This window comes from Thalassotalea sp. G20_0 (assembly GCF_017744175.1).
Lineage (GTDB): Bacteria > Pseudomonadota > Gammaproteobacteria > Pseudomonadales > Endozoicomonadaceae > Endozoicomonas.
In genome coordinates, this window is the sequence record NZ_JAGHQV010000519.1 from 1 (window position 1) to 535 (window position 535).

The 535-nt window shown below is 53.6% G+C and carries 1 protein-coding gene; it reads right to left on the reverse strand.

The annotated features are described in order from the left end of the window. Positions 1-535: hypothetical protein (locus J7438_RS27345; protein WP_209279153.1), on the reverse strand; the 535-nt coding region annotated here is incomplete at both ends.

A 535-nucleotide genomic window follows, 5' to 3' on the forward strand; every position in this document is an offset into this window, starting at 1 on the left:
GGCCCACAGCAGGTTGGCGATATGCTGGGCATTAAAGTGGTCTTTCTCTGCTTTTGATTCGGCTTTGGTTTTTACCTGAGGCAACAGCGTGGCTACGGCCTCTTTCAGCTGCGCTGTCTTCTCCAGCGCCAGCCCGTTGTCCACCAATTTCGCCACAGCCCACAGCAGATTCGCGACTTCCTGTGGCTTGAAGTGGTCTTTCTCTTCTTTTGATTCGGCTTTGGTTTTCACCCGGAGCAACAGCACGGCCACGGTCTCTTTCAGCTGCGCTGTCTTCTCCAGCGCCAGCCCGTTATCCACCAGTTTCGCCACGGCCCAAAGCTGGTTAGCGATTTGTTGAGGAATACAGTGGCCTTTCTCTTCTTTTGATTCAGCTTTGGTGTTCACATGGGGCAACAGCGCGGCCACGGCCTCTTTCAGCTTCGGTGTCTTCTCAAGCTCCAGCCCATTGTCCACCAGTTTTGCCACGGCCCACAGCAGGTTGCTGATACCTTGTACATCAATATCCCTGGCTTCAGGTTTTTGGTTGCACTTA